This window comes from Paenibacillus sp. FSL R5-0517, assembly GCF_037974355.1.
Classification (GTDB): domain Bacteria; phylum Bacillota; class Bacilli; order Paenibacillales; family Paenibacillaceae; genus Paenibacillus.
Window position 1 is genome coordinate 2421076 of sequence record NZ_CP150235.1, and the last position, 19363, is coordinate 2440438.

17 protein-coding genes are annotated in these 19363 nt (G+C 48.0%); 15 read left to right on the plus strand and 2 right to left on the minus strand.

The genetic code is table 11. From position 1 onward, the window contains the following. Nucleotides 1-237: 237 nt before the first annotated feature. Both MKX40_RS10930 and hmpA read right to left on the minus strand, forming a co-directional pair. Nucleotides 238-1470: a nucleotidyltransferase gene (locus MKX40_RS10930; RefSeq protein ID WP_339241512.1), complete on the minus strand. Its 1233-nt coding sequence runs from the start codon at nucleotides 1468-1470 to the stop codon at nucleotides 238-240. A 172-nt stretch (nucleotides 1471-1642) separates the two neighbouring features. Beyond that, nucleotides 1643-2878: an NO-inducible flavohemoprotein gene (hmpA, locus tag MKX40_RS10935; RefSeq protein ID WP_339241514.1), complete on the minus strand. Its 1236-nt coding sequence runs from the start codon at nucleotides 2876-2878 to the stop codon at nucleotides 1643-1645. Nucleotides 2879-3340: 462 nt separating this feature from the next. On the opposite strand from hmpA, the gene MKX40_RS10940 reads away from it, so the two are divergent. The 15 genes from MKX40_RS10940 to ffh all read left to right on the plus strand — a co-directional run bounded on the left by MKX40_RS10940 (nucleotide 3341) and on the right by ffh (nucleotide 19361). Beyond that, nucleotides 3341-3847: a DUF177 domain-containing protein gene (locus MKX40_RS10940; protein ID WP_253433686.1), complete on the plus strand. Its 507-nt coding sequence runs from the start codon at nucleotides 3341-3343 to the stop codon at nucleotides 3845-3847. Nucleotides 3848-3912: 65 nt separating this feature from the next. Then, on the plus strand, nucleotides 3913-4086 hold the full coding sequence (rpmF, locus tag MKX40_RS10945) for a 50S ribosomal protein L32 (RefSeq protein ID WP_017689233.1): 174 nt from the start codon (nucleotides 3913-3915) through the stop codon (nucleotides 4084-4086). Between the two features lie 373 nt (nucleotides 4087-4459). Further along, on the plus strand, nucleotides 4460-5008 hold the full coding sequence (fapR, locus tag MKX40_RS10950; RefSeq protein WP_047842457.1) for a transcription factor FapR: 549 nt from the start codon (nucleotides 4460-4462) through the stop codon (nucleotides 5006-5008). Further along, a complete protein-coding gene (gene plsX, locus MKX40_RS10955; RefSeq protein WP_339241517.1) occupies nucleotides 5005-6000 on the plus strand; it encodes a phosphate acyltransferase PlsX in 996 nt (331 codons plus the stop codon). The genes fapR and plsX overlap by 4 nt, the downstream gene beginning before the upstream one ends. An 8-nt stretch (nucleotides 6001-6008) precedes the next feature. Further along, the gene (locus tag MKX40_RS10960; RefSeq protein WP_339241519.1) at nucleotides 6009-6998 is read left to right on the plus strand and encodes a beta-ketoacyl-ACP synthase III; all 990 of its coding nucleotides are present in this window, start codon (nucleotides 6009-6011) and stop codon (nucleotides 6996-6998) included. Nucleotides 6999-7022: 24 nt separating this feature from the next. After that, a complete protein-coding gene (fabD, locus tag MKX40_RS10965; RefSeq protein WP_339241521.1) occupies nucleotides 7023-7964 on the plus strand; it encodes an ACP S-malonyltransferase in 942 nt (313 codons plus the stop codon). 210 nt (nucleotides 7965-8174) lie between these two features. Further along, a complete protein-coding gene (gene fabG / locus MKX40_RS10970) occupies nucleotides 8175-8924 on the plus strand; it encodes a 3-oxoacyl-[acyl-carrier-protein] reductase (protein ID WP_017689228.1) in 750 nt (249 codons plus the stop codon). Between the two features lie 152 nt (nucleotides 8925-9076). Next, the gene (gene acpP / locus MKX40_RS10975) at nucleotides 9077-9310 is read left to right on the plus strand and encodes an acyl carrier protein (RefSeq protein WP_024630176.1); all 234 of its coding nucleotides are present in this window, start codon (nucleotides 9077-9079) and stop codon (nucleotides 9308-9310) included. Between the two features lie 176 nt (nucleotides 9311-9486). Further along, the gene (gene fabF, locus MKX40_RS10980) at nucleotides 9487-10725 is read left to right on the plus strand and encodes a beta-ketoacyl-ACP synthase II (RefSeq protein WP_062833763.1); all 1239 of its coding nucleotides are present in this window, start codon (nucleotides 9487-9489) and stop codon (nucleotides 10723-10725) included. A gap of 13 nt (nucleotides 10726-10738) precedes the next feature. Further along, a complete protein-coding gene (gene rnc, locus MKX40_RS10985) occupies nucleotides 10739-11443 on the plus strand; it encodes a ribonuclease III (RefSeq protein ID WP_091031948.1) in 705 nt (234 codons plus the stop codon). Between the two features lie 371 nt (nucleotides 11444-11814). Then, on the plus strand, nucleotides 11815-15384 hold the full coding sequence (gene smc, locus MKX40_RS10990; RefSeq protein WP_339241525.1) for a chromosome segregation protein SMC: 3570 nt from the start codon (nucleotides 11815-11817) through the stop codon (nucleotides 15382-15384). Between the two features lie 112 nt (nucleotides 15385-15496). Continuing rightward, on the plus strand, nucleotides 15497-16510 hold the full coding sequence (gene ftsY, locus MKX40_RS10995; protein WP_253433698.1) for a signal recognition particle-docking protein FtsY: 1014 nt from the start codon (nucleotides 15497-15499) through the stop codon (nucleotides 16508-16510). Nucleotides 16511-16654: 144 nt separating this feature from the next. Then, entirely contained in the window at nucleotides 16655-17302 is a 648-nt protein-coding gene (locus tag MKX40_RS11000) for a hemolysin III family protein (protein ID WP_253433701.1), read from the plus strand. Nucleotides 17303-17564: 262 nt separating this feature from the next. Then, entirely contained in the window at nucleotides 17565-17915 is a 351-nt protein-coding gene (ylxM, locus tag MKX40_RS11005) for a YlxM family DNA-binding protein (RefSeq protein WP_339241527.1), read from the plus strand. A 69-nt stretch (nucleotides 17916-17984) separates the two neighbouring features. Further along, complete coding sequence (ffh, locus tag MKX40_RS11010) at nucleotides 17985-19361, plus strand: signal recognition particle protein (protein ID WP_253433704.1); 1377 nt, start codon at nucleotides 17985-17987, stop codon at nucleotides 19359-19361. Nucleotides 19362-19363 lie beyond the last annotated feature (2 nt).

The window sequence follows — 19363 nt, forward strand, 5'->3', positions numbered from 1 at the left end:
GATAAAGTCCGGACGAAATCGGACTGAATGGATTACAGGGAATGAAGTGTGATCAAGAGATCTGAGAAGGTCAACAGATTCAAAGGATTACAATGAGAGAATCCCCTTGTTGCGATGTGCCTGAGCGGCGCGCAGCAAGGGGATTTTATAGTTGTATAGTTTAGTTTTCAGTAGTCGACATGAATGATCTGTTTGATGATGGAATGAAAAGGATTAAAACTTATGGTCAAAAGCGGATTACACTCTCACAGGTGACTCATAGTAGTCACTGAACATCCTGCGTGTGTCCTTATGCTCGCAAGCTAGCCCATACGCTACCTGAGCCTGGATATCCAGTTCCAGTTGATGGTGCGTGAACGTCGAAGGTTTCAGCACAACAGGCAACGACGCAGTCTTCTTCATTTGTTTAAGCAGGCTCTGCCCTTGAGTATTGAATCCGAGGACTCGTAGATATCCGGGTCCGGCAGCCAATTGCTCTGGTGAACACTCGGCTTTGGTGTGATTCAGGAGCAGGTGGGCGAGCATACGCTGGAGTTTGGTGCGTGTGTATCGTTTGGTCTTCAGTGCATTCAGGAGTGCTTCGACTGAAGGCTCCGGGAGCTGAGCGAGTGTACGGATCAGCCGGTGCTCCAGGCCTTCCGTGACTTCGGCGATGCGTTCCAGCTCGGAGGCACGGCGTGTGGCCGCGAGGTGAAACAGCGGCTGTGCAAAGCGCTCCCAGTGCATGGGAGCGCGGTTTTCCTGCCATTCGCGATGCAGAATGGCAAGAGTGGCCGCCGGCACGTATGGCGCGGCGGCGCTGGGCCCGTCCGCCATCAGCAGGCGGCGGACGGCTGTGGCACTGGCGATCGCCCCCGGGCCGGGCGTCGCCTCATGATACGCGGCACCGGTACGCGCCGCCGTAAAGGGCTGGATCGCGCTGCCGAGTCGTTGCAGCGCGATCAGGTAGTGCAGCCCAAGCGAATTGTTGGGCTGCTCCAGCAGTGCAGCGGCGTCGCGAACATCGACGCCGCCGGGCGCCAGTGCCGCCGCCGCGCCTGCGTACGCGGCGGGGTAGCTGGCGCCTTCCCGCAGGCGGCGCGCGATGTCCTCGCGCATCCCTGCGGGCTCCACAGCCAGCACGCGCGCAATGCGCTGCAGGCTGTCCAGGTCGCCGGACTCGCTGCCAAAGCAGAGCGAGTCCACAACGCCGGTGCGGTCCAGCAAGGACACCGCACCGAAGGCAAACCACTCCGCCGGCTGAACAGCATAAGCCACCGGCAGTTCAAGTACCAGATCGGCGCCTGCGTGCAGCGCCATCTCGGTGCGCGCCCTTTTACCCACGATGGCGGGTTCGCCACGCTGGAGGAAAGGGCCGCTCATGACCGCAACAACGGCGTCTGCGCCGCTTAGTCGCCGAGCTTCCTGCAAATGATAGACATGCCCATTGTGCAAGGGGTTATATTCAACAATGACGCCTACGGCTCTCATGATTAGACGTACTCCTTTCGATTGGATAACCGAGTATGTATAACATCCATTCCATCATAGGGGATGTCATGTATTAGATCAAATCATGCACCCATTCAGACAAGAAAAAGCACAAATCCGACATCAATGGATGTCAGACTGTGCCAATCACATCTTCACAATCTCAGAACAGTTAGACATTTTCCGGTGCGGAAGAAAGACTTGCTTTCGGCCCAAAAAATTCATAATGAATGTGGTCTGCTGGAACACCAAGCGCCTGCAGCTCCGTATACACTGAACGCATGAACGAAACGGGTCCGCACAGATAATAGGTGGCATCTAGTTCATCAATCACTTGGCGAAGCCAGACTGCATCCATATAACCTTCCTTATGAAAAAACTCATTTTCACGATCAGAAGCAGCGGGTTGAGTGTAGCAATAATAGGCTTTAACGCTTTGATAACGTTCGGCCAGACTGTTCACATGATCACGGAACGCATGAGATTGACCATTCGGACTTGCATGCAAAAATGTAATTTTGCGGTTTTTGTCCAAGTTAACCAGTGTATTTAACATGCTGATCATGGGGGTTAGACCAACGCCACCGCTCAAGAGAACAATATGGCGTTTATCGTCTCTATCCAGCGTAAAGTCACCAGCAGGAGCGGATAGCTCCACCAGACTACCTTCTTCAATGTGATCGTGGAGATACGTGGATATGACTCCATCAGGACGTTCTAATCCACTCAGCTCGCGTTTAACGGAAATGCGGTAGTAGGGTTTACCCGGTATATCTGAAAGGCTATACTGACGAATCTGGGTAAATGACTGTGCCTCCGGTTTGATCTTGATGCTGATGTATTGTCCTGGTTCATAGCTGGCAATTGGTTTACCATCATCTGGGACGAGGTAAAAGGATGTGATGATTCCACTTTCCTGCACTTTCTTGGCAACCTTGAAGGTACGAAATCCTTCCCAGCCACCTGTCTGGTTCTCTGCTTCCGCATACATGTCCTGTTCGATCCCGATAAAGGCATCTGCAATGACATTGTAGGCTTCGCCCCACGCCGTAATGATCTCATCGGTAGCCGCGTCTCCAAGCACATCTTTGATCGCTTGTAACAGATAGGTGCCCACAATCGCATATTGCTCGGGAACGATACCCAGACTGCGATGTTTATGGGCAACTTGCCGGACGGCAGGCAGGATGGAGGACAGATTATCGATATGCAGGGCGGCGGTGTATACCATATTGGCGAGGGCGGCTTGCTGTCGTCCCTGTTTCTGATTTGCGTGATTGAAAATATTCAGTAGTTCCGGATGAGCTGCGAACATCGTTTCGTAAAAATGGCGTGTGATCGCTTCACCGTGAACTTCAAGTACGGGTACTGTAGATTTAATGACTCTAATAGTGTGTTCACTTAACATACATTTTCCCTCCCGATATAATATGAGATAGTTGAATAATGAATTGTTATGGAGCTGATTGTGCTTCGGTTTATAGCAAGTATAGGTAGGTGCCGAGAGGGACTGTGTGACATAGATCACACTAAACGTTAACGAAATGTGACCGCGGTTTGCAAGAAACTACAACTAAAATGACGACTTGTAGTTTATCTTGAAGTGAGTCTATAATAGACCAGATGGAGTAAACGGTTCTGAGCCATTGGTTTTAAAATAGGGTGTAAAGTTAAAAGTGTTGACAAACGTCTTGAAAAATCGGTATAATGATTTTTGTTTGTTAAGTCAATTTCATAATACTTTTAACGATGAATCGTCAGAATACATACAGTCAGGATTTATTGCTTTACAAGAGCAGGCTTGACCTGTATAACTGTCGTGATACGTTTGACATGAATTATGAAATTGGTTTCGTTTGGAGTGATGGAAATGTTAATGCCATTTCGCAAAGTGGCTACCAGTGATGGCCCCCTGAAGTTTAACGAACAGTGGGATATCAAGGAACTGGTTTCTAACCGACAAGATATCACAGCCGTTACCCCCCTGACTGCGGATTTATCTGCAGAATTCAGAGAAGGTGACGTTGTGGATGTTCATGGCAAGCTGACCGTAGGAGTGGACATGTTGTGCTCCCGTTGTCTTAAGCCGATCAATGAACATTTTCATATTGATTTTCATGAGCAATTCAAGCAGGGAAAACAGCCAGAGGAATTACATGAAGACGACGATACGCTCTATGTGGATGGGGATAGCGTTGATCTGAAAGGTTATGCCGAGGAAGCTTTTCTGCTGGATCTTCCGTTTATACCGCTATGCAGCGATACATGCAAAGGGTTATGCCCCAAGTGTGGCCATGAGCTGAACGAAGGTGACTGCGGTTGTGATAACCAGGTTATCGATCCGCGGCTTGCAGGGCTCAAGGATTTTTTTAAATGAGCATGATTGAAAATCGAACGTAACAACTACCTGCAAAGGTTGATTTTGATAAGGAGGTGGGAATAATGGCAGTACCTCAACGGAGAACGTCCAAGACGCGTCGCGACAAACGTCGCACTCACTTTAAATTGGCTGTACCGGGCATGGTGAAATGTGAACAATGTGGCGAACTTAAACTTAGTCACCACGTGTGCAAAGTGTGCGGAACGTACAAAGCAAGAGAGATCATCTCTCAATAATAGTTGGACATTAAGTAGCACTTCATTTCGATGAGGTGCTACTTTTTTTCGATTAGATAGTGTAGGTAGAGGGAGTTAACAAGCATGAAATCTTTGCTCCACAGGGGTGAATTGTTTTTGTTCAGCCAGCCTTTCTTTTTGACACGGGATGAGATATACTATAGTTTAGTACCAGGTTCTAAGATTTGACGTTACATATATGATGAACCATAATCCGTTTGAGAACGACCCTGGTGACCAGGGATGCATCTATAGAAGCAACACGAAAGAATGGTTGAACTGGCCGGATGGGACGGTTCCGTAAACGATACAGCGGGGGGTGTCAGGCATCGAACGTGTACCGAAGAGACAGAGGCAACAGCAGTTAACCAAAATGATAGAAGAGAACCCGTTTGTGACGGATCAGGAACTTACGCGCCAATTGAAGGTGAGTATTCAGACGATTCGTCTTGACAGACTGGAACTTGGAATACCCGAACTTCGGGAGCGGATGAAACTGATGGCAGAGCTCTCGTATGATCAGGTGCGCTCGCTGCCCCTGCATGAGATTATCGGTGATATTGTGGATCTGCAGCTGGACAAAAGCGGGATTTCCCTGTTTGAGATTAAGGAAGAGCATGTGTTTTCCAGAACAGGGATTGCACGTGGGCACTACGTCTTTGCACAGGCCAACTCCTTGGCTGTAGCCATTATTAATGACGAGATCGCGTTGACTGCATCAGCAGACATTCGCTTTGTCCGTTCGGTTCATTTGGGAGAGAAATGTATTGCAAAGGCTTATGTGAGATCGATTCCGGGTCAAAAGGGCAAAGCCAAAGTGGAAGTATTCACTTATGTAGGTGAAGAAATGGTGTTTCAAGGCAACTTTGTAATCTACCATTCAGGTGGAGAAGACAGCGGAGAAGGAGGTCATTTGGAATGAAAATCGTCATTGATGCCATGGGAGGCGACAATGCACCTGCATCAACGGTAGAAGGTGCGATCGCCGCAGCCACGGAATGGGCGGATACACAGATCGTCCTGATCGGCGATGAAGCCAAGCTGGAGCCTCTTTTGAGTCAGTCAGGTGTGAGACCTGCCAATCTTACGGTCCGGCATGCTTCCGAAGTTATTGGTTCGGATGATGAACCCGTAAAAGCAGTACGTCGCAAGAAGGATGCCTCCATGGTAGTTGCAGGCCGTATGCTGAAAGAGGGCGAAGCGGACGCGATGATCTCGGCAGGCAATACCGGAGCGCTGATGACAGCAGGTTTGCTTGTTGTAGGTCGAATGGAAGGCATTGAACGTCCGGCGCTTGCGCCCATGATTCCAACGATTGATGATGTAGGTGTACTTGCGCTGGATCTCGGAGCGAATATGGATGCCAAACCGGAGCATCTTGCGCAATATGGCCTGATGGGCAGCTTGTATCGGCAAAAAGTACAGGGCATAGCGTCCCCACGAGTGGGTTTGCTCAATGTAGGAACAGAGCCAGGCAAGGGAAATGAGTTAACCAAACATGCATATCCTTTACTGGAACAACTCCCCATTCGTTTTGTCGGTAATGTTGAGGCGCGTGATGTGCTGACTGGTGCTTGTGATGTGCTTGTATGCGACGGTTTTGCAGGAAATATACTGCTGAAGTCGCTGGAAGGCACAGCAGGTGCCATTTTCGCCTTGCTTAAGGAGCAATTCTCATCTTCTCTTAAAAGTAAACTGGCTGCAGCTGTATTGATGCCTGAGTTGCGTGGGCTGAAACGAAAGCTGGATTATACGGAGCATGGCGGAGCGCCGCTCCTCGGTTTGAGCAGACTGGTTGTAAAAAGTCATGGATCTGCTGATGGCAATGCCATCAAAAATGCTGTGCGCCAAGCTCGGATTGCAGTGCAGAATCAGCTGGTAGAGAGCATATCTAAGGAAATTAGCGGGAAGTGAGTGACGACATGAATAATTTGCGCCCAGTAGGGGTTATTGGTACAGGGAAATATGTGCCTGAGAAAATTTTGACGAATAGCGATCTGGAGAAAATGGTCGATACCAATGACGAATGGATCGTCAGTCGTACAGGAATCAAAGAGCGTCACATTGCTGCACCCGAGCAGGCAACTTCTGATCTGGCATATGAAGCAGCTCTTAAAGCACTTGAATCTGCTGGCATGACAGGCAGTGATCTGGATCTGATTATTGTTGCAACCATTACCCCGGATTCTTCGTTCCCATCAACAGCCTGCATCTTGCAGGACAAATTGGGTGCAAAAGGTGCGGCGGCATTTGATCTGTCGGCAGCTTGTTCCGGATTTGTATATGGGTTGGCAAGTGCTACCAGCTTCATCCAAAGCGGCATGTACAACAACGCACTTGTTATTGGAGCTGACTGTTTGTCTCGTATTACGGATTATACAGACCGTAACACATGTGTCCTCTTTGGGGACGGGGCAGGCGCGGTAGTCGTTGGTGAAGTTCCAGAAGGTCGCGGATTCAAAGCATTTGATCTCGGTGCCGAAGGTGCTGGCGGTAGTCTTCTTCAGATGGAAGGCGGCGGTTCCCGTCTGCCTGCTTCCGCAGAGACCGTTGAAAATAAAAAGCATTATATCTACATGAATGGTCGTGAAGTGTTCAAGTTTGCAGTCCGTGTCATGGGTACGGCTACCATTGAGGTATTACGCAAGGCTGGTATGGAGCGTACGGATGTGGATCTGTTTGTTCCGCATCAAGCGAATATTCGGATTATCCAATCTGCGATGCAACGACTGGAACTTCCTGAAGAAAAGGTTGTAGTCAACGTGGATAAGTATGCCAATACATCGGCTGCTTCCATTCCGCTTGCTTTGGTAGAAGCCGCAGAGGAAGGTCGCATGAAAGCCGGAGATACCGTTCTGATGGTTGGATTCGGTGGCGGTTTGACATGGGGAGCATCGGTACTCGTTTGGTAAATAGACATCTGGGAGATGAATGAGATGGGTAAAATAGCATTTGTATTTCCCGGACAGGGATCACAGGCTGTAGGCATGGCCAAGGATGCGTATGAGTCCGTGCCTGCGGCAACCGAGATTTTTCGCACAGCAGATGAAACATTGGGTTTCTCGCTGAGCAACCTTGTATTTGAAGGACCGGAGACCGAGTTGAAACAGACATCAAATACACAACCAGCTCTGTTGACAGCAAGTATTGCCTTGCTTGAAGCTTTCAAAGAAAAAGGAATTCAGCCAGACTATATGGCTGGACACAGTCTGGGAGAATACAGTGCACTGGTGGCAGCGGGCGTTCTTTCGTTTGCTGACGCTGTGAGCACTGTGCGGGCGCGAGGTCAGTATATGGAACAGGCAGTACCGGGTGGACAAGGAGCGATGGCTGCTGTGCTTGGTGCGGATCGGGAAGCGCTGGGGGTGCTTTGCCGTGACGTATCTGAAACTGGTCATGCGGTTGAACTTGCCAACATGAATTGTCCGGGACAAATCGTCATCTCTGGTGTGAAGGAAGGCGTAGCTGCTGTCGCGGAACGAGTGAAAGAAGCAGGCGGTAAACGCGCCATTGCTTTGGAAGTAAGCGGACCGTTCCACTCTTCACTGATGAAGGGTGCGGCTGAGAAGCTGGAAGAGAAACTGAAAACCGTTACGTTCTCACCGGCAGCGGTTCCTGTAGTCGCTAATGTGACTGCAAGACCTGCAGAGGATGGACAGGTTCGGGATTTGTTGACAGCTCAGGTCTATTCTCCTGTATTATGGGAAGACAGTGTGACATGGCTGATTGAGCAGGGTGTGGATACGTTCATCGAGATTGGATCTGGCAGTGTATTGACCGGTTTGATTAAAAAAACAGATAAAACCGTAAAACTGTACAATGTGAACAGTCTTGAAACGCTCGAAGCAACGGCAAGTGAATTAGAAGGAGTTATATGAGTTAAACTAAACTTTTTACACGAGAACGGAGAGGACAGAAAAAAACTGAAGAAGCGGAGCGTTCGCCTTTATCACCGGATTTTCCCATTAGAAAAGGGAATCAAAAAATCTGGGGATAACAGTGATCGGAAGTTTATTCTGTCATCGGAGTGGCAAGTGTAAACATTCTTTGGTTGAACTGATATAGATTTGGGGAAAGGAGGAATGATTATGTCTAAACCATTAGAAGGTAAAAATGCACTCGTTACCGGGGCATCCCGGGGCATTGGACGCAGTATTGCATTGGCACTGGCTGAAGCTGGAGCGAACGTAGCCGTGAATTATGCGGGTAGCCAAGCGGCAGCTGAGGAAGTGGCGGAAGCGATTCGTGCCAAAGGAGTCAAGGCGATTACACTTCAAGCCAATGTGGGCCTGATGGATGAAGCTGAACAAATGGTCAAAGCTACACTTGAAGCTTGGGGCAACGTTGATATTCTGGTGAACAATGCCGGTATTACCCGTGATAATCTGATCATGCGTATGAAAGAGGAAGAATTCGATCAGGTTATTGAAACCAATCTCAAAGGTGTGTTTAACTGCCTTAAGGCGGTTACACGTCCAATGATGAAACAACGGTCGGGAAGAATTATCAATATCTCCTCGGTTGTAGGTGTGCTCGGTAATGCTGGACAAGCGAACTATGTTGCTGCCAAAGCAGGAGTTATTGGCCTGACAAAGGCATCTGCTCGTGAACTGGCTTCACGTGGAATCACAGTCAACTGTGTTGCACCAGGTTTCATTGAGACGGATATGACAAAAGAGTTGTCCCAGGAGCTGGTGGACGGTATGCTAAGTGGTATTCCGTTGTCCCGTTTGGGTCAGCCGGATGAAATTGCCGGTGTAGTCACTTTCCTGGCTTCACAGGCTTCATCTTATATGACAGGGCAGACGCTGCATGTCGATGGTGGCATGTACATGTAATTCTTCCCGGACTTGAACAATAGTCGGGGAACAGGCGCTGGACGATCCGAAATGCCGGAAAAAGGCCGGGTTCCCCGGCCGGGAGCCGCATATGTCTTCTATGGCATTTTGCCTGCGATTCTCGTATAATACCAAAGAAGGAGGTGAACCGGATGTCCGATGTATTGGAGCGTGTAAAACGCATCGTCGTCGACCGCTTGGGCGCAGACGAAGCTGAAGTTACACTTGAAGCATCTTTCAAAGAAGATTTGGGTGCTGATTCTTTGGATGTAGTGGAATTGGTCATGGAATTGGAAGATGAATTTGATTTGGAAATCTCTGATGAAGATGCAGAAAAAATCACGACCGTAGGTGAAGTTGTAAACTACATACAATCTCATACCTAAAGTCATTTTAGTCCCGCACATGTTTTCGAACAGGCGGGACTTCTCATCATTCATTGGTTTTTCTCATTCCGCAAGCAACTCTACTCAAGCGGGCTTATCTTGGTTGAATAGATGTCTGTTTGCGGATATTCCCACAAAATACTTGCGTAATGCAGTCGATATAGAGGTGACTCGGTTTGAAACAAAGAGTAGTAATTACCGGAATGGGCGTAATGACATCGCTCGGAAAAGATTTGGAAACGTTCTGGGGCAGTTTAATGGCAGGAAAGTCCGGAATCTCTCAGATTGAGGCGTTTGATGTTAGTGAATACACGACACAGATTGCAGCTGAGATCAAGGATTTCAACCCGGAAGAATATATGGATCGCAAGGATGCTCGCAAAATGGACCGTTTTGTACAGTTCGCTGTAGCAGCCGGCTTCAAAGCCGTTGAAGACAGTGGTCTGAAAATTAACGAGAATATTGATGCAGAGCGTTTCGGTGTATCCATCGGATCAGGTATTGGTGGATTGGGTACGTGGGAGGACCAACATAATGCATTGTTGCAAAAAGGTCCAAAACGGGTAAGCCCATTCTTTATTCCCATGATGATCTCCAACATGGCTTCAGGCCAAATGTCCATCTCTCTTGGTGCCAAAGGTCCCAACATTAACGTGGTTACCGCTTGTGCAACAGGTACACACTCCATCGGAGATTCCTTCAAGTTGATTGCCAATGGTGATGCAGATGCCATGATCTGTGGTGGTGCGGAAGCAACAATCAGACCAACGGGTCTTGCAGGGTTCTGTGCTATGCGCGCAATGTCTACACGTAATGATGATCCTGCGAAATCAAGCCGTCCTTTTGATACAGAACGTGATGGTTTTGTTATGGGCGAAGGCGCTGGTGTTCTGATTCTGGAATCCCTGGAGCATGCTCAAAAACGTGGTGCACGCATCTATGGTGAAGTGATAGGTTACGGTCTGACAGGCGATGCACATCACATGACAGAACCAGATCCGGATGGAGCAGCACGTTGCATGAAGATGGCACTTCGCAATGCGGGTATTGAGCCTGAAGAAGTGGATTACATTAATGCACACGGAACCTCAACTCCTGTAGGTGACAGATCTGAAACGCTTGCGATCAAAAAGGCGTTTGGTGATCATGCGTACAAGCTCGCAGTGAGTTCCACGAAATCCATGACGGGCCACATGCTTGGCGCTGCTGGTGGTGTAGAAGCGGTTATCTGCGGATTGTCACTGACACATCAGACATTGGCACCAACGATCAACCTGGAAAATCAGGACCCGGAATGTGATCTGGATTATGTTCCAAATGTTCCACGTCAAACTAAAGTCAATATTGCCATGTCCAATTCATTTGGATTCGGCGGTCACAATGCCACCATTATTCTCAAAAAATTTGAAGCATAAGGGGCTAGTTCGTTTGAGTGAAGATCTGAAGCAGTTACAACATAAACTTCAAATCAAATTTGACAACAGGCAGCTTTTAAAACAAGCGTTTACCCATGCTTCTTATGTAAACGAACACCGGTTCAGTCAGCATCAGGACAACGAGCGTCTGGAGTTTCTGGGCGATGCCGTGCTGGAACTGACTGTATCGGAATACTTGTATCATTTGTATCCTAACCGTCCGGAAGGCGAATTAACTAAGCTGCGGGCATCCATTGTCTGTGAGCCTTCCCTCGTCAAATTTGCTGAAGCGTTGGGTTTTGGTCAGTATGTACTTCTTGGTAAAGGTGAGGAACTAACGGGAGGACGGACACGGCCGGCTCTGCTGGCGGATGTGTTTGAATCTTTCATTGGTGCATTGTATCTGGATCAGGGGCTTGCGCCTGTCCGGGCATTTCTCGACCAGCATGTCTTTCCATTAATCGTGTTGGGCAGCAAGCTGCAAATGAGTGATTACAAAACGGAACTGCAGGAACTGACTCAGCATCACAATATGGGAGCTTTGGAATACCGTATCGTTGAGGAACGGGGACCTGCCCATGAACGTGAGTTTGTCTCGGAGGTCCATATGGGTCAAGAACGGCTTGGCAGAGGTACAGGGCGTTCCAAAAAGGAAGCGGAACAACAGGCTGCATCTGCAGCACTTGATCGACTGAAGCTTCCGGAAGCCGGAGCTTAACCGATAGCGCATAGACAAACGAAGAGCAAAGAGCAGCCCGCGGGTCCGCCCCGGCGGAAGTAATCGGCCGGACTGCTTTTTGCTCTTTTTTTTGTAAAGAGGTTCAGGGGGAGTTAGCCTGATCGTTAACTAAATAAGTGAACTCTATTTTACACAAAACGAAGAGTGCAGAACCAATCTGAAGAAGCAAAGCGTGCGCATTTATCAACGGATTTTTCCCTTGGATAAGGGAATCAAGAAAATCTGGGGATAAGGGCGATCGGAGGATGGTACTGCAATCGAAGTAGTCATGTGTAATAGCAATGGTTCAATTTATTTAGGCGCTGGAATGCAATACTTGAAATTTGCAAGAGGAGGTGACGAGAAACCCTATGTTTTTAAAACGGATTGAATTGGGTGGATTCAAGTCATTCGCCGACAAAACGGAGATGGAATTCGTTCGTGGCATTACGGCTGTTGTAGGTCCGAACGGAAGTGGCAAGAGTAATATATCGGACGGAATCCGTTGGGTTCTGGGGGAACAAAGTGCCAAATCGCTGCGTGGTGGCAAGATGGAAGATATCATCTTTGCAGGTAGTGATGCACGGAAGGCTGTTAATTTTGGTGAAGTGTCGCTAACACTCGATAACGAGGATCACGCACTTGCACTGGATTTCGGTGAAGTGACGGTGACTCGTCGTGTACATCGCAGCGGAGATAGTGAATATTTTATTAATAAACAATCTTGTCGCTTGAAGGATATTACGGAGTTGTTTATGGATACCGGTATCGGTAAGGAAGCCTACTCGATCATTGGACAGGGACGAATTGAAGAGATTCTGAGTACCCGTTCAGAGGATCGCAGGGGCATCTTTGAAGAGGCATCAGGTATCGTTAAATATAAATCCCGTAAGCGGGATGCTACGCGCAAACTGGATGAGACAGAGCAGAATTTACTGCGTATTCATGATCTGGTGACCGAACTGGAGGATCAGATTGGACCCTTGAAGGAACAATCGGAGAAAGCGATCCATTATAAAGAACTTCGTTCGCAGCTCAAATCACAGGAAATTTCCATGTATGTGTACCAGATCGAACAGATTCATGCATCTTGGAGTAAGGCCAACGAAAGGCTGCAATCGCTAAAACAGGAAGAGGTTGGACTGGCGGCGATTGTCTCTACGCATGATGCCAAGCTGGAAAATGATCGGAATGCGCTGCGTATCCTGGAAACAGAGACAGAGCAACTGCAATCCGCCTTATTGCAATTCAGTGAAGCGACGGAGAAAAGTGAAGGCCTTGGAGAACTGCTCAAGGAGCGCTCGCACCATCTGCAAACAAATCAGGAGCAACTCAAAGTAACGCTTGCCGCCAGTGAAGAGAGACATCGCGAACGGGAAACCGAGCTGATTGCACTGCGTGAGAAGTTTGGCAAGCTTGAGCATGAACTGAATGATGTGAGAAATCAGTTGTCGCAGGAAGAAGCCAAACTCATCGGTGTCACAGGCGGTATTAGCCAGCAGCAAGAGGAAAGCCTCAAAGGCAACTTGCTGGAACTGATGAATCAGATGGCTCAGACACGAAATGAAATTCGTTATGTGGATCAGCAGAAAGAAACGCTGGAGCGCAGAATGAATCGCGCGGCTGAGGAATCAGGCAAGTGGGAAGAACAGAAAGAAACACTGGAAAGTCGCAAAGCGGACATTGAGAAAAAAGTTGTTCGTTTGGGCAAAGAAATCAGTGATCTACGTGGTGGTTATATTACGGAAAGTGAACGACTACAATCACTGCAGAAGCTGCTCGAAGAAAGTCGAGGCACGGTCCGTAAATGGGAACAAAAGCGTGAAGCTCAAGTTTCCCGCCGCGATACAATGAAAGAGATGCAGGATGATTTTGACGGATTCATGCTGGGTGTCAAAGAGGTCCTCAAGGCTTCACGTAAAGGTACGCTGAGCGGTGTTCATGGAGCTGTAGCTGAACTCGTTAAAGTTCCTGAGAAGATTGAACTTGCGGTAGAGACAGCAATGGGAGCATCCTTGCAGCATGTGGTCATGGAAAATGAATCAGTTTCCAGACAGGCGATTGCTTTCCTGAAGCAGCGCCAGTTGGGACGTGCAACGTTCCTGCCTCTCGATGTCATTCGTCCTCGTGCCATTGGAGCGGCTGAACGTTCCATGATCGAAGGTATGGAAGGTTTTGTGGGGATCGGTGCTGATCTTGTACAATTTGAATCCAAGTACGCTTCGATCATTGGCAGTCTGTTGGGTAATGTTATTATTGCCGAAACGCTGGAGGTGGCCAATAAAATTGCGGCTCGCTGCCAGTATCGTTTCCGGGTCGTGACGCTTGAAGGTGATGTGGTTAATGCGGGTGGTTCCATGACAGGTGGTAGCCAGCACAAGAAAAATGTGAGTCTGCTCAGTCGTAAACGGCAGTTGGACCAGCTCGATCAGGATATCTTGGATACCGAAAATCAAATTGTGAAACTGCATCGCAGTGTGGATGATGTAAAAGTTCAACTGGAGCAGTGTCAGGACAAACTGGATGAACTTCGCCAGTCTGGTGACGATACCCGAAATGCAGAACAGCAGGCTTCGATGGAAATGAAGCAGGTAGAGCATGAGCTTCGCCACGTGCTTGAACAGGTTGCCGTTGCCGGGCAGGAGAAGAGCGGATTCACCGAAGAGATCAAAGAGCTGGATACGGCTCGCATCGTCGCTGTGAAGAAGCTGGAGCAGCTTGAAGAAGAAGAAAAAGCGACTCATCGTGCCATTCATGCAGCCGAGTTTGCTCGGAAAGCCAATGAATCCGCGAAGGAAGAATTGCAGAGCCAACTCACCGAGTTGAAAGTACGGGAAGGCAAGCTCGATCAGGAGCGATTCTCCAATGGGGAACAATTGCGACGTCTGGAGCGGGAAGTGGAGTCGCTGGTCAAAGATCTTCGTCAGAATCGCACCTTGTTAGCTTCAATGGAAGCAGATCTTAAGAAAACACAGACCGAAAGTGTTAAGCAGATTGAAGATCTGAACCAGTACAAGCTGAAAAAAGCGGAAACTTCTCAAGAACTGGACTTCAAACGTGCTGCCCGAAGTGAGTTGTCGAAAAAGCTTGAGCTTGCCGAGAGTGAAACGAAGGAACAGCGCACGCAGTTGAAAGCTGTGGAAGAACAGATGCGACAGACCGAAATTTCCGTGAACCGGTTGGATGTTGAGCTGGAAAATATACTTCGAAAGCTGACGGATGAATACGAACTGGGTTATGAACTGGCCAAAGAGCGTTATCCGGTGCCGGAAGATGTAGAGCATACACAGGCAGAGGTACAGAAGCTGAAACGCAGTATATCCGCCCTGGGTGATGTTAACCTGGGAGCGATAGAAGAGTTCCAACGGGTCAATGAGCGATACGAGTTCCTGAGCGAACAGAAGAATGACCTGGTGGAAGCCAAAACAACGTTGTATCAGGTTATTCGGGAAATGGAAGACGAGATGGCGAAGCGATTCAAGATCACGTTCGATGCAATCCGCCGTGAGTTCGGTACCGTCTTTACCAAGCTGTTTGGCGGGGGACGAGCTGACCTTGTTCTGATGGACCCGGAGCGCTTGCTTGAAACGGGAATAGATATTGTGGCTCAGCCACCAGGCAAGAAACTGCAAAACCTGCAACTGTTATCCGGTGGGGAGCGGGCTTTGACGGCAATGGCTTTGTTATTCGCCATTCTGCACGTCAAACCTGTACCATTCTGCGTACTGGATGAAGTAGAGGCAGCGCTGGACGAAGCTAACGTGGTCCGTTTTGCCCAGTACTTGCGTGAATTCTCCGAACAGACACAGTTCATCGTTGTTACCCATCGTAAGGGTACGATGGAAGAGGCTGATGTGCTGTATGGTGTTACGATGGAAGAGGGCGGAGTATCCAAGCTCGTTTCGGTTAAACTGGAAGATGAGGAAGCGGTCATTGCCTGATCGATCCAAGGCTGTGGGACCTATGAACTCATTATCATTATTAAATATTAAAATTCATTTAGATTGAGCATTATTGCATAGCGCTAGATTATGTACACGATGGAGGGGCTTTATGAGTTTTTTTAAAAAGCTGAGAGACAGCATTGCAAACAAAACAGAGTCAGTTACCAAACAGTTCAAGGATGGATTGGAAAAGACACGTAAAGGGCTAGTGGAGAAAGTTTCGGATCTCGTGATCCGCCGCAAAAAAATCGATGAAGAGTTCTATGAAGAACTGGAAGAGATTTTGATCGGAGCAGACGTTGGCGTGAATACGGTCATGAATCTGATCGAAGATCTGCGCGTTGAGGTGAAAAAACGCAAAATTGAGGACGCGGCTGAGCTGCAGCCTGTGTTGTCTGAGAAACTGACGGATCTTCTTCGTGGTGAACAGAATAACGAGCTGAAAATGAACCCGGACGGCATTACTGTCATTTTGTTTGTTGGTGTTAACGGTGTTGGTAAAACAACGACAATTGGCAAGCTGGCGCATCGATTTAAACAGCAAGGTAAGAAAGTCATCATGGCCGCTGGAGATACGTTCCGTGCCGGAGCCATCGAACAGCTGGAAGTATGGGGACAACGTGCCGGTGTCGATGTGATCAAACAGCAATCCGGTTCTGACCCGGCAGCGGTTATGTATGATGCGGTGCAGGCAGCAAAACAACGGGGTGCCGATGTTCTCCTCTGTGATACAGCAGGTCGTCTGCAGAACAAATCTAACCTGATGGACGAGCTTAACAAAATCTATCGTGTCATCCAACGTGAAATTCCGGATGCTCCACATGAAGTGCTGATGGTTTTGGATGCGACCACAGGTCAAAATGCCTTGAATCAGGCTAAACTTTTCGGTGAGAAAAGCGGCGTAACCGGCCTCGTACTAACGAAACTGGATGGAACAGCCAAAGGCGGGATCGTTGTAGCAATTCGTCAGGAGCTGGATTTGCCAGTGAAGCTTGTGGGACTGGGTGAAAAGATCGATGATCTGCAACAATTTGATTCAGAGCAGTTCGTTCATGCCTTGTTCGCCGGATTGATCCAAGAGCAACCAGCTGAAAGTGCTGAAGAAGAGGAAACGAACTCGTAGAACCATGTTAATTAAGATAAATTCATAGCGTTAAGCGTAATTGCCAGTGATAGACGTGATAAGTGTCACGTGTAATGTCACTGGCAATACGTGTATAATGGGAATAAAGCAGGCAATGCTAAAGGGCTGGAAAGGACGGTTGAAATGGCCAATACTCATACCTATTCTCGCCGTGAAGAAGTCGCCAATGCGGTGACACATGGAATCGGCGCTGCACTCAGTGTGGCTGCACTGGTGATATTGATTGTATTTTCTAGTATAAAAGGAACGGCTTGGCATGTGGTCAGTTTCACGATCTATGGGATCACCATGTTGCTGCTCTATACAAGTTCTACTCTCGTACATGCATGGAAAGATGGAAAAGTGAAAGATTTATTTGAGATTTTCGACCATTCTTCCATTTATTTGTTTATTGCGGGATCATACACTCCGCTGTTGTTTATTGCTGTTCGCGGTACACTTGGATGGACCCTGTTCGGCATAATCTGGGGAATCGCATTATTCGGCGTGATCTTTAAGGCATTTTTCACGAAAAGGTTTCTGTTCATGTCCACGATTTTCTATGTTGCGATGGGCTGGCTCATCGTAATTGCCTGGCAACCGCTGATGGCTGCCATACCTACAGGCGGAATTGTGTTGCTGGTTGCTGGAGGCCTGATGTATACACTGGGTACACTCTTTTATGTGTGGCGTGGATTCCCTTACCATCATGCGATATGGCATCTCTTTGTACTGGCAGGCAGCATTCTTCATTTCTTTATGGTACTGTTGTACCTGACACCACTTCGCTAGAACGCTATAAACGGATGCATCTCCACGGACTGAGACGCGTTCGTTTTTCTTTTACATAGAGGTGATCTCGTACAGGTAAAGATAGTATGTGCTTGTTGTGAAATAAGGTATATATCACATGTTAAACATCGAAATAACATATCATCAAAGCTGTTTTTATTGTGACAAGTATTTTTGCTTGACAACCTGATTTGTTTTAGGTATTATTAGGAACGTTGCAAGAGTGTAAAGTGTTTTTCCTTGACGAAGGGAGTGCCCCGATGTGAGTCAAGAAAACCGGCTTGAGAAGACAAACCGGATTAACTTGCTGTTTGCTTTTTATGAGTTGTTACTTACCGAGAAACAGCAGACTTTTCTAAAGTATTACTTTCATGACGATTTTTCACTTGGTGAAATTGCAGCCGAGTTTGAGATCAGCCGCCAGGCGGTATACGAGCATATCAAGCGTGCCGAACAAGTGCTGGAGAATTACGAAAGCAAGCTGGGCTTGTTGGAAAAGCATGAACGGCGTAATCGCAATCTTGAAGATTTGCAAAATGCATTGGAACGCGCAGGCGTCTCCATTGATGACAACAAACAAATACACGATATCGTTGCTCAGCTCAGCGAATGAGAAGATTATAACGGCTCAGTGGAACGTATCGGTCTTAAAAACAGTAATAAAGCTTAAGGAGGTGGGATCATGGCATTTGAAGGATTAACGACCCGATTACAGAATGTGTTCAGCAAGCTGCGCGGCAAAGGCAAGGTGTCTGATGAAGATGTAGCCGAGGCTATGCGCGAGGTACGTCTGGCATTGCTCGAAGCGGATGTAAACTTCAAAGTGGTCAAGGAATTCATCGCCAAGGTGAAAGAGAAGGCTGTTGGCAAAGAAGTGATGGAGAGCTTCACGCCAGGAATGGTCATCATCGACATCGTTAACAAGGAACTGACGGATTTGATGGGTGGAAGCCAGGCCAAACTGGCTAAAGCGAACAAACCGCCTACGGTGCTGATGATGGTTGGTTTGCAGGGTGCTGGTAAAACAACCACATCGGGTAAACTGGCTAAAATGCTGCAAAAGCAAAACAGTAGACCATTGCTTGTTGCAGGAGATATTTATCGTCCGGCAGCGATCAAACAGTTGCAAGTACTTGGCGAGCAGATCAAAGCGCCGGTATTCACACTGGGTGATCAGACAAGCCCTGTGGAGATCGCACGTCAAGGTCTTCAACATGCCAAAGATAACGGTAATGACTATGTTATTATCGATACAGCTGGACGTCTGCATGTTGATGAAGAGCTGATGGAAGAACTTCGCCAGATTCACAGCGTAGTGAATCCGGATGAAGTACTGCTTGTGGTGGACAGCATGACAGGTCAGGATGCGGTTAACGTAGCAGAACACTTTAACCAGCAGCTTAATCTGACCGGGGTTGTCCTGACGAAGCTGGATGGCGATACTCGTGGTGGTGCTGCACTTTCTGTCAAAGCCGTTACGGGGTGCCCAATCAAGTTTGCTTCCCTTGGAGAGAAACTTGACGCTTTGGAGCCGTTCCACCCGGAACGTATGGCTTCACGGATTCTCGGTATGGGAGATATGTTATCTCTGATAGAGAAAGCACAATTAAACATTGATACCGATAAAGCCAAGGAAATGGAACGGAAGATGCGTAATGCAGAATTCACGTTTGAAGATTTCCTGGAGCAGATGGATCAAGTGAAAAAGCTGGGACCAATCGATCAGATCATGGATATGATTCCCGGCATGGGCAAGATGAAACAAGCCAAGGACCTGAAGGTTGATGATAAACAGATGGGCCGGATCGAAGCGATCGTATACTCAATGACGACCGAGGAGAAACGCAACCCGGACTTGATCAACCATAGCCGTCGGAAGCGTATTGCTACCGGAAGCGGAACATCTCTGGCTGAAGTAAATCGTCTGATCAAGCAGTTTGATGAGATGCGCCGCATGATGAAACAGTTCTCGGATATGATGGGACCTAAAGGCGGTAAAAATAAAGCGATGAAGCAGCTTAAAGGTATGGGCAAAGGAATGAAGTTTCCTTTCCGTTGATT